10 protein-coding genes are annotated in these 10,558 nt (G+C 72.7%); 7 read left to right on the top strand and 3 right to left on the bottom strand.

Annotated elements, in window-relative coordinates:
• Positions 1-329, top strand: a 329-nt coding sequence (locus tag GXW71_RS07325; protein ID WP_211851750.1) for an NAD(P)/FAD-dependent oxidoreductase, incomplete at its 5' end; no start/stop codon positions are given.
• Positions 330-345: 16 nt separating this feature from the next.
• On the opposite strand, the gene GXW71_RS07320 is transcribed toward GXW71_RS07325, so the two are convergent.
• The 3 genes from GXW71_RS07320 to GXW71_RS07310 all read right to left on the bottom strand — a co-directional run bounded on the left by GXW71_RS07320 (position 346) and on the right by GXW71_RS07310 (position 4,025).
• The gene (locus GXW71_RS07320; protein ID WP_211851749.1) at positions 346-1,437 is read right to left on the bottom strand and encodes a DUF1513 domain-containing protein; all 1,092 of its coding nucleotides are present in this window, start codon (positions 1,435-1,437) and stop codon (positions 346-348) included.
• Positions 1,437-2,480: an imelysin family protein gene (locus tag GXW71_RS07315; protein ID WP_211851748.1), complete on the bottom strand. Its 1,044-nt coding sequence runs from the start codon at positions 2,478-2,480 to the stop codon at positions 1,437-1,439. The genes GXW71_RS07320 and GXW71_RS07315 overlap by 1 nt, the downstream gene beginning before the upstream one ends.
• 141 nt (positions 2,481-2,621) lie before the next feature.
• Positions 2,622-4,025, bottom strand: a complete 1,404-nt coding sequence (locus GXW71_RS07310) for an MmgE/PrpD family protein (protein WP_211851747.1) — start codon at positions 4,023-4,025, stop codon at positions 2,622-2,624.
• Between the two features lie 97 nt (positions 4,026-4,122).
• Here GXW71_RS07310 and GXW71_RS07305 point away from each other — a divergent pair, with 97 nt between their 5' ends.
• From GXW71_RS07305 to metG, 6 genes are read left to right on the top strand one after another with little or no spacing between them, the layout of a single operon-like run.
• Entirely contained in the window at positions 4,123-5,160 is a 1,038-nt protein-coding gene (locus tag GXW71_RS07305) for a lytic murein transglycosylase (RefSeq protein ID WP_211851746.1), read from the top strand.
• A complete protein-coding gene (locus tag GXW71_RS07300) occupies positions 5,157-6,095 on the top strand; it encodes a septal ring lytic transglycosylase RlpA family protein (protein ID WP_211851745.1) in 939 nt (312 codons plus the stop codon). The genes GXW71_RS07305 and GXW71_RS07300 overlap by 4 nt, the downstream gene beginning before the upstream one ends.
• A 38-nt stretch (positions 6,096-6,133) precedes the next feature.
• A complete protein-coding gene (locus tag GXW71_RS07295) occupies positions 6,134-7,369 on the top strand; it encodes a D-alanyl-D-alanine carboxypeptidase family protein (RefSeq protein WP_246526358.1) in 1,236 nt (411 codons plus the stop codon).
• A complete protein-coding gene (tmk, locus tag GXW71_RS07290) occupies positions 7,362-8,006 on the top strand; it encodes a dTMP kinase (RefSeq protein WP_367615877.1) in 645 nt (214 codons plus the stop codon). The genes GXW71_RS07295 and tmk overlap by 8 nt, the downstream gene beginning before the upstream one ends.
• Complete coding sequence (locus GXW71_RS07285) at positions 8,003-9,016, top strand: DNA polymerase III subunit delta' (protein WP_211851743.1); 1,014 nt, start codon at positions 8,003-8,005, stop codon at positions 9,014-9,016. The genes tmk and GXW71_RS07285 overlap by 4 nt, the downstream gene beginning before the upstream one ends.
• Positions 9,017-9,026: 10 nt before the next feature.
• The gene (gene metG / locus GXW71_RS07280) at positions 9,027-10,556 is read left to right on the top strand and encodes a methionine--tRNA ligase (RefSeq protein WP_211851742.1); all 1,530 of its coding nucleotides are present in this window, start codon (positions 9,027-9,029) and stop codon (positions 10,554-10,556) included.
• The last annotated feature ends 2 nt before the right edge of the window (positions 10,557-10,558 follow it).

The following is a 10,558-nucleotide window of genomic DNA, read 5'->3' as shown; positions in this document are numbered from 1 at the left end:
AGCTGCTGCCGCAGCGCCTGGCCGCGGCGCTGGCCGAGGCGCATCTGCCGCCGCGCATCATGGCCGAGCAGCCCGACCGCGCGCTGCGGGCGCTGGCGGAGCGGCTCGCGCGCTGGCGCCTGACGCCTTCGGGGACGGAGGGCTATGCCAAGGCCGAGGTCACGCTCGGCGGCATCGACACCGATGCGCTGTCGCAGCGGGACATGCAGGCCAAGGCGGTGCCCGGCCTCTTCGTGGTGGGGGAGGCGGTGGACGTCACCGGCTGGCTCGGCGGCTACAATTTCCAATGGGCCTGGTCGAGCGGCTTCGTGGCGGGCCAGGCGCTCTGACCGCGCCGCCGCCGGGCTACAAGACGACCGGCGCCAGATGATTGTCCCAGCGCAGCCGCCGGACCCAGTCGCCCGGCAGCGGCGCCGCCGGCCCATCCGGCCGCAGCAGCACCGCCTGGCCGAGGCCGGAGGTGGCGACGAAGCCGCCGCCCGGCGCTGCCGCCAACCCGCAGCCATCGGGCAGCGCGAAACGCGCCGCGACCGCGCCGGTGGCGGCGTCCAGCAGTGCCACCTGGCCGCCGCGCGGGCTGCTCATCGCGACCAGCCTGCCGTCGAGGCTCGCCGCCGCGCTGCCGGTGTAGTGGTCCATGCCGCGCCACACGGTGATGTCGTCATCCAGAGTGGCGATGCCGCTGCCACGCTGCACGGCAGCCAGCGGCGGCTCCTCGTCGCGCGGCCCTTCGTGCTGCATGGCAACGAAGACGGCACCGTCGCCGGCCACTGCCAGATGCCGCAGCGAGAGCAGCTTGAGCTCCTCTTCCAGTTTCCAGCCGGTCAGGCGCTGCCCGCTCGCCGCATCGATCCGCACCAGGGAGCTGTCGATGGCATCGAGGTCGAAGCGCGCGCGTGGCAGGCTGGGATCCGCGCGGATGCCGCCATTGGCGACGACCAGCGTCCTGCCATCGGCCAGCAGGCGGATGTCATGCGGATCGGCGCCATGGGTTGGGAACTCGCCGATGCGCGTGAAACCACGCCCCGGCGCATAGACGCCGACCACGCCCTCGCCGGCCGCATCGAGCTCGGTCGCGTAGAGCAGACGCCCATCGGCGGCGAAGGCGCCGTGGCCGCAGAACCAACGCCCGGCCGCGCGCGGCAGGTTGCGCAGCGGCCGCCCGGCGCCGAGGTCGATCTCCTGGGCGAAGGTGCCGGGGCGGCGGCCGAAGACCACCGCAGTGCCGCCATCCGGCGCGACCGCGGCGCCATGGCCGCGTCCCGGGATCGGCAGGTCGAAATGCGCCGCACCATCGAGGCCGAAGCCCGCGACGCGGAAGCCGCCCTCCGCATTCGCCGCCGCCGAGACGAAGCCTGCCTCCCGCGCCAGGCCACGCCGCGTGATCAGCGCCGCCGCGCCGAGGCCGAGTGCCGTCCGCCGTCCGATGCTGCCCATCAGTCGCCGTCCATCGAATTGAAGCCAACCGGCAACCCGAGCGCGGGGGCGCCGCGTTCCGCCAGCAGCCGGCGCAGCGCGCCGAGGGCGCGGATGGTGTCCTCGACGGCGCTGCGTCCATCCGCCCTGGCGACCGACGCTTCCAGATCCGGCGCGATGCGCTGCGCCGCCGCCCGGGCATCGGCGAAGCCCTGATCCACCGCGCGCGCCAGGGCAGCGTCGTTGGCGCCGAGCATGCCCGCGAAGGCGACGCGGTGGAGCGACGCCAGAGCATCGATGGAAGCGCGGGCGAGGGCCAGCGACTGGCCGCTGCGCCAAGCTTCGGAGAGGCGCGGCCGCGCCTCCCGCTGCGAGGGGCCGAGGGCGCGGGCCAGCAGCCGATCGCCCACGAAGTCGAGCCCGCCATGCAGGCTCTTGAACAGCAGCAGCAGGGCATCCTCGGGATCGCCGCCGGCGCCGAAGGGATCCGCGGCCCAGCCGGTCGCGAGATCGGCCGCGATGGTCGCGATGTTGCGCGCGATCGCGGCCAGCAGCGCGCGGCGATAGGTCTCGGCCGGCTGCAGCAGCGGCGCTTCACCTTCCGCGAAGAGCAGGCGCTCGGCGGTCGGCAGGCCCTGCACCGGGATGCGCCCGCGCCCGGCGGCGATCGCCTCCAGCGCATCCGAGGAGGCTTCGCGCAACAGGGCCGTGAGGTCGCGCCCGGTGGCATTGCGGGGATCGGGGAAGAAGGAGAGGCGGAAGCCACGATCGAAGGCGTCCATCGGCCCGAAGCGCAGATGGCGCACGCCCTGGAAGGCGATGTTCGCCGCGATCCAGGCCTCGCGCCCTGCCGCTGCCGCGGCCGGGGAGGGAACATCGCGCAGCGCCGTGGCAGCGTCCAGGAAGCGCGTCGCGGCCTCGGCGAAGGCGCGGTGCGGCGCCAGCAGCGCCGCCTTGGCGGCATCCACTACGCGCTGCCGCGCTGGCCGGTCGCCGCGCTGCGCAAGGACGGGCCGGGCCAGGAGAAGCGGCAGGGCCGCGAGGATCAGGCGTCGCGTCGGCATGGATTCCCTCGAAGGGCGGCCAGGGGCCGCTCTGTGCGTGGAATCAGCCGCGCGGACCCGGACCGGTCCTATCGCCTCCTCCAGCCGGGGGCATAGAGAAACGTCGCCGGCGGATCTGGCAAGCCCTGGCCTTTACCGGCCTCAGTTGCCGGCGAGCCTGGCTGCCATCAGCGGCGCGCCGAGGCGCATCAGCCCGTTCACATCGGGCGCGCGGTCGAGCGAGAGCACGGCATCCGCGAGCTGGCGCGTGCGCTCCGCGCCCAGCACCGCGTCGCAAAGCGCCGCGAACTTGCTGCGCAGCTCCGCCTCGGTCAGGAAATTGGCCGGTTCGCCCTTCGGCACCACGACCTTGCGCGAAAAACTCTGCCCACGCGCGCGGATCGTGACCTTGCCCGACATGTTGGCGGGGAACTCGGCCTCGATCTCCGGATCCTGTTCGCAGACCACCTTCAGCATCATGGCGCGGATATCGGCGTCGTTCAGCCAAGCATAGCTGTCCCAGCCGAAATGCCCGCGCACCAGCGCGCAGGAGACGACGAAGGGGCCGCTGAACTGGCCGTCCACCACGTTCTGCGGGTTCTGCTTGTATTCCAGTGGCCGTCCGACCAACAGCATGCCCTTGTCGGGCAGCCCCATGGTGACGGCCTCGATCTCCTCCGGCGCGAGCCCGTGCTCGGCGCGCAGCATCAGCGCAGCATCGACGCTGGCATGGCCATAGCGGCAGGAAGGATAAGGCTTCACCGCGGTGTTCATCAGCTCCCACTCGGTGCCGAGATTTTGCAGCGCGCGCGCCGGCACCGGGTTCGGGGCATAGGCCGAGAGGAAGCCCGCCTTGCCCTCCAGCGCCTCGGCGGCGCCGCGGAAGCCCTCGCGCGCGAGCTGCGCGGCGACCAGCCCCGCCATCGCCGCCCACCCGACCTGGAAGCGCTTGGTCCAGGCGCCGTTCTTCAGGAATTGCAGGCTGCCGGCCGACTGGCTGAGCGCGATGCCGAGCGCATCCTCGATCTGCGCGGCGGTGAGGCCGAAGACGCGACCGGCGGCGGCCGCCGCGCCGAAGGCGCCGCAGGTCGCGGTCGGGTGGTAGCCGCGGTCGTAATGGTCGCCCGCCGGCAGCGCGACGGCGAGCCGGCAGGTCACCTCATAGCCGGCGACGATCGCCGCCAGGACCGTCTTGCCGTCGGCACCCGCCATCTCGGCCGCCGCGAGCGCCGCCGGGATCACCGGGGCGCCCGGATGCAGGCTGCCGGCGGCGTGGGTGTCGTCGAAATCGAGGCTATGGGCCAGCGCGCCGTTCAGCAGCGCCGCACCCGCCGGCGTGTAACGCGTCGCGTCGCCGAACACGGCGGCACCGCCGGCGGCGAGGCCGAGCGCCCGGACCGTGGCCAGCAGCGGCGCCGTGCTCTCGGCATCGTGACGCCCGCGCACGATGTTGCCGATCAGGTCGAGGACCAGGAAGCGGGTGCGGGTCCGGATTGCTTCTGGCAGCGCATCGTGCTCGATGGCGGCGCTGAAGGCGGCAAGGTCCCGGGTGACGGCGGCGGCCATGATGTTCCCTCCTGATCTGGCCACAGTCTTACGGTTCAAGGTCATTGTCGCCAAGTCCGGGTTGCCCGGTGGCGGCGCGCATGGCAGGGGGAGCCGCATGGGAACGCGACGCCATTTCATCATCGCCACGGGTGCCGCACTCGGTGGCTGCGCCACCAGCAACGGCGGGCAGACAGCGACGCCGACCGCGCCGCCGGCGGCGCCGGAGCCCACCGAACTCAGCGGGCCGCAGCCGGCTATTCCCTTCGACCGCTTCCTCGATCAGTTGCGCGCCGATGCGCGGCGCGGCGGCGTCCGCCAGACGACGCTGGACCGGGCGCTCGCCAATCTCCGGCCCAATGACCGGGTCGTCGCCCTCGACCGGCGCCAGGCGGAGACCGTCCTGAGCTGGGAGGAATACCGCGACCGCATCGTCTCCCCCACCCGCATCCAGGCCGGTCAGCGCCATTACGCCGAGAATCGCGATCTGCTGGCGCGCATCGGCGCCCGCTTCCGTGTCTCGCCGCGCGTGGTCGTCGCGATCTGGGGGATGGAGACGAATTACGGCGGCAACACCGGCGGCTTCGGCGTGATCGACGCGCTGGCGACGCTCGCCTGGGAGGGCCGCCGCGCCAGCTATTTCCGGGGCGAGCTGCTGTCGGCGCTGCGCATCCTCGATGCCGGCCACATCACGCCGGAGCGCATGCGCGGAAGCTGGGCGGGCGCCATGGGCCAGCCGCAGTTCATGCCGAGCAATTTCGAGCGCCTGGCGGTCGATTTCGACGGCGATGGCCGGCGCGACATCTGGGACAGCCGCGCCGACGCCCTGGCGTCGATCGCCAATTACTTCGCCCATCACGGCTGGCGGGAGAACGAGGCCTGGGGCCTTGCCGCGCAGCCACCGGCCGGCTTCGACGCGGAGCGGGCCGACACCAGCCAGCGCCGCAGCCTCCGCGACTGGTCGCGGGCCGGCTGGCGGCGGGCCGATGGCGGCGCCCTGCCGCAGACCGAGACCGAGGCGGGCATCGTGGTGCCGAACCGCAGCACCTCGGGCGTCGTCTATCTCGGGCAGCACAATTTCCGGGTGATCCGGCGCTACAACCCGCCGGTGAACTACGCGCTGGCGGTGGCGCTGCTTTCGGAGCGAGTTGCGTGAGCGCGTCCGATGACCGGAGGGTGAAGCCCGAAGGTCTGAATCGGCCGCGCCGCAACAGGCGCCTCGGCGCCGCGCTGCTGCTGGCGCCGCTGCTGCTGGCCGGCTGCTTCGGGCCGACCCCGCAGCCACGGTATCTGGTGGGCCAGCCTTATCGCCTCGGCGGCGTCTGGTCCTACCCGGCCGAGAACTTCGCCCTGGCCGAGACCGGCATCGCCCAGGCCCTCCGCGACACCAGCTCCCGGCTGACCGCCAATGGCGAGCGCTGGGAGGCCGGGCGCCCGATGGCGGCGCATCGCACCCTGCAGCTCCCCGCCGTCATCCGGGTGACCAACCTGGAGAATGGGCGGGAGATGCTGCTTCGGGTGAACGACCGCGGACCGGAGCGGATGGGGCGTATCCTCGGCCTGTCGCCCCGCGCGGCGGAGCTGCTGGGCGTGCCGGCGGGCGGCACCGCGCAGATCCGGATCGCGGTCGATAGCGAGTTCTCGCGCCGCCTCGCCAACCGCGTCGCCGGCCGGCAGGTGGAGGCGGTGCCCGTGGAAGCCGCGCCGCGCGCCGCCGTTTCCTCGGAAAGCCTGGCGCCGCCACCGGGGGCCCGCACCACCGGGCAGGACGTCGCGGTGCGCGCCGAGGGGCCGGCAGCCGAGGCCGCCGTGGCCTTGCCGGATGTCAGCATCCCCGATGCCGTCGCTCGGGGCGCCGCCCAGCCCGGGCTGTTGGTGATCGAAGCCGGCACCTTCTCGCTCCGCGGCGCCGCCGAGCAGCAGCGGGCACGGCTCGCGGCGCTCGGCGCTGAGATCGAGAGCCGCGGGCGCGGCACCGCGCAGACCTTCCGGGTGCGGATCGGCCCACTCCAGAGCCTCGGGCAGGCCGATCGGACGCTTGAGCGGGCGCTGGCTTCGGGCGTATCGGAAGCCGCGATCCGCGTGGAGTGAGGCGCAGGCGAGTCGCCGGGCGCCTTCAGGGGAGTTCCATGACCCGCTTCGTAATGCCGTCTGCCGTTTCCCGCCGCAACCTGCTGCTGGCCGGGGCGGGCGGGGTCGGCCTGCTGCCCGGCGCCGCCACTGCCCAACGCGCCGCGCCGCCACAGCGCCGCCCCGCGCCAGCGGCCGTGCCCTCCGGCAGCCCGGCGCAGACCCCGCTCGGCCCTTTCGACACCATCGCCCGCCAGGCGATCCTGGTCGATGCCGATACCGGCGCGGTGCTGCTCGAGAAGAATGCCGACGAGCGGATGCCGCCATCCTCCATGTCGAAGCTGATGACGGCCTATGTGGTCTTCGATCAGTTGAAGCAGGGCCGGCTGCAACTCACCCAGGAAATGCCGGTCAGCGAGCGCGCCTGGCGGATGGGCGGGTCGAAGATGTTCGTCCAGCTCGGCAGCATGATCCCGGTCGAGGCGCTGATCCGCGGCATGATCGTGCAATCCGGCAATGACGCCTGCGTCGTGCTGGCGGAAGGCATCGCCGGCTCCGAGCAGCAATTCGCGGAGCTGCTGAACACCACCGCGCGCCGCATCGGCCTCAGCAACTCCACTTTCCGGAATTCGACCGGCTGGCCCGATCCCGAGCACCGGATGACGGCGCGCGACCTCAGCATCCTGGCGCGGCGCATCATCACCGATTTTCCGGAGTACTACCGCTACTATAACGAGCGCAGCTTCACCTGGAACGGCATCAGCCAGGACAACCGCAACCCGCTGCTGGCGCGCGTCGCCGGCGCGGACGGGCTGAAGACCGGGCACACCGAGGAGGCTGGCTATGGCCTCACCGGCAGCGTCAGGCGCGGCGACCGGCGGTTGGTCCTGGTGTTCAACGGGGTGCCGTCGATGCGTGCCCGCTCGGAAGAGAGCGAGCGGCTGATGGAGTGGGCCTTCCGCGAGTTCGAGAATGTGGTGCTGTTCCGCGCCTCCGAGACCATCGAGGAGGTGCCGGTATGGCTCGGCGACCGGGCATCGGTGCCGCTGGTCGGCGGGCGGGACGTGGTGCTGTCGCTGCCGCGGGTCTGGCGCAACCGGCTGCAGGTGAAGCTGCGCTACGAGGCGCCGCTGCCGGCGCCGGTCGCCCGCGGCCAGGAGATCGGGCACATGGAAGTCGGCGGCCAGGGCGTGCCGGCAATGACGGTGCCGCTGATCGCCGGCGCGGATGTCGCGCGGCTCGGGCTGCTGCCGCGCATCCCGGCGGTCATTGGGCGCTGGGTGTTCGGTGCCTGACGCCGTCCGAGCCCCTCTGCCGCGCGGGCGCTTCATCACGCTCGAGGGCGGCGAGGGCGCGGGCAAGACCACCCAGGTTCGGCGCCTCGCGGCGGCACTGACCGAAGCCGGTCTGCCGGTGCTGCGTACGCGGGAGCCGGGCGGAGCACCCGGGGCGGAGCGCATCCGCAGCCTGCTGCTCAGCGGCGGCAACTGGGATCCGGTCGCCGAGGCGATGCTGCATTTCGCGGCCCGGCGCGAGCATCTGGCCCGCACCATCCAGCCGGCGCTGGCCGCCGGCATCACGGTCATCTCCGACCGCTTCGCGGACTCCACCCTGGCCTATCAGGGCGCCGGGCAGGGCCTGCCGCGCCCGGTCTGGGAGCAACTCTCGGCGGTGGCGCTGGAGGGCTTCGCGCCCGACCTGACGCTGATCCTGGACCTGCCGCCGGAGACCGGCATGGCGCGCGCCGCCGGCCGTGGCGAGCCGGACCGCTATGAGCGCCTCGGCCTCGGCTTCCATCAGCGCGTGCGCGAGGCCTTCCTGGCCATCGCCGCCGCCGAGCCCGCGCGTTGCCATGTGGTGAACGCGGCGCGCGGCGCGGATGCGGTGTTCGCCGATCTCCGCGCCATCGTCTTCGCGCGGCCCGCGCCGTGAGCCTGCCGCCGGAACCGCGCGCCAACCCGGCGCTGGTCGGGCAGGACGAAGCCGCCGCGGCACTCGACGCCGCTGCGCGCGCCGGGCGGCTACACCATGCTTGGCTGATCGCGGGGCCGGAGGGCGTGGGCAAGGCGACGCTCGCCTATCGCTTCGCGCGCTTCCTCCTCGCCGGCCGGCCACGCGCGCCGGAGGGTAAGGCACCGCTCTTCGTGCCCCCCGACAGCGCCGTGTTCCGCCGCATCGCCGCCGGCGCCCATGCCGACCTGCTGACCATCGAGCCGGGGACGTTGCAAGGCGACCGCAAGCGCAGCGATGTCATCAATGTGGAGGCGGCGCGGCTGATCCCGGGCTTCATGGCGCTCACCGCCGCCGAGGGCGGCTGGCGCGTGGTGGTGCTGGACGGGGCCGAGTTGATGAACCCCGCCGCCGCGAACGCCATCCTGAAGGTGCTGGAGGAGCCGCCGCCCCGCGCCGTGCTGCTGCTGGTGTCCTCGGCGCCGGGGCGGCTGCTGCCGACCATCCGCAGCCGCTGCCGCCGGCTCGATCTGCCGCCGCCGAACGATGCGGCGCTGCTGCCGCTGCTCGGCGCCTGGCTGCCGGGCATGGAGGCCGCGGAACGCGTCGCCCTGGCGCGGCTGGCGGGCAACGCGCCGGGCCGCGCGCTGCGGCTGGCGGAGGGCGGCGGCCTCGCGGTGCACGCGATGGTCGAGGAGGTGCTGGCGGCGCCGGAGGCGAAACGGGCGATGGCCACGGCCGACAAGCTGGCCGCCGATCGCCAGGGGACCTCCTTCGCGCTGTTCTTCACCCTGCTGCGACGGGCGATCGCGGAGGCGACGGCGCGGGCAGGGCGGGGGGAGGCGGCGCCGGGCTGGGTTGCGGCGCGTCCGCTTGCCGACTGGGCGGGGCTATGGGATAGGCTCGGCCGCCTCGCGGATGAGACGGAGCGGCTCAATCTGGACCGCAAGCAGGCAGCGCTGACCGCGCTTTCCTGGCTCGCCGCGGACTGAGCAGGACCTGATGACCCGCGCGCCGATCTACCTCACCACGCCGATCTACTACGTCAACGACAAGCCGCATGTCGGCCATGCCTATACCTCGCTCGCGACCGATATGACGGCGCGGTTCAAGCGTCTGGACGGGCATGAGGTCCACTTCCTGACCGGCACTGACGAGCATGGCCAGAAGGTCGAGAAGGCAGCGCGCGACGCCGGCGAGGATCCGCAGGCCTTCACCGACCGGGTCAGCACCTCCTTCCGCGAACTCGCGCGCGTGATGGGCTTCTCCAACGACGACTTCATCCGCACGACGGAGGACCGGCACAAGCGCGCCTGCACCGCGCTCTGGGAACGGCTGGTCGCGAAGGGCGAGATCTATCTCGGCCATTACGAGGGCTGGTACGCGGTGCGCGACGAGGCCTTCTACGGCCCGGACGAGCTCACCGAGCGCGACGGGGTGAAATACGCGCCCTCCGGCGCGCCGGTCGAATGGGTGCGGGAGCCGTCCTACTTCTTCCGCCTCGGCGCCTGGGGGGAGCGGCTGCTGTCGTTCTACGAGGCGAACCCGGATTTCATCGCGCCGCCGTCGCGCCGCAACGAGGTGCTGAGCTTCGTGAAGTCGGGGCTGCAGGACCTTTCGATCAGCCGCACCAGCTTCACCTGGGGCGTGAAGGTGCCGGGCGACCCCGCCCATGTCATGTATGTGTGGCTGGATGCGCTGACCAACTACATCACCGCGCTCGGCTACCCCGACGAGGGCGCGCCGCTCTGGCATTTCTGGCCGGCCGATGTGCATTTCGTCGGCAAGGACATCCTGCGCTTCCATGCCATCTACTGGCCTGCCTTCCTGATGGCCGCCGACCTGCCGCCGCCGAAGCGCGTCTTCGCGCATGGCTGGTGGACGATCGAGGGACAGAAGATGTCGAAGTCGCTCGGCAATGCCATCGACCCGGTCGCGCTGATCGAGGAGTTCGGCCTCGATCCGCTGCGCTATTTCCTGTTGCGCGAGGTGCCCTTCGGCAATGACGGCGACTTCGCGCGCGCGGCGCTGATCGCGCGGCTGAACGGGGAGCTGGCCGACCAGCTCGGCAACCTCGCCCAGCGGACGCTGACCTTGATGCAGCGCAACTGCGATGCGGTGCTGCCGGAGCCGGGCGCGCCCGGCGACGCCGAGGCGGCGCTGGTGGCGGCCGGGCAAGGACTGGTCGCGCAGGTGCGGTCGCTGATCGACGAGCAGAAATTCGATCAGGCGATCGCCGCGATCTTCGCCCTGGTGCGGGAGGCGAATGGCTACGTCACCCAGACCCAGCCCTGGGCACTGAAGAAGACCGACCCGGCGCGCGGCGTCGCGGTGCTGCGGCACCTGCACGACGCGCTGCGGCTGGCCGCGACCCTGCTGCAGCCCGTCATGCCCGAGACCATGGCGAAGCTGCTCTACCAGCTCGGCGTGCCGGCGGAGGCCCGCGCGATCGCGGCACTCGCGGTGCCGCTGCCCGGTGGGCTGCCGCTGCCGGCGCCGGCACCCCTCTTCGCGAAGATCCAGGCGGGCTGAGC

The sequence above is a fragment of the Plastoroseomonas hellenica genome, assembly GCF_018129085.1.
GTDB classification, from domain to species: domain Bacteria; phylum Pseudomonadota; class Alphaproteobacteria; order Acetobacterales; family Acetobacteraceae; genus Plastoroseomonas; species Plastoroseomonas hellenica.
Note: the sequence above shows the minus strand (reverse complement) of the source record. Positions and strands in the feature narration are given on the sequence as shown.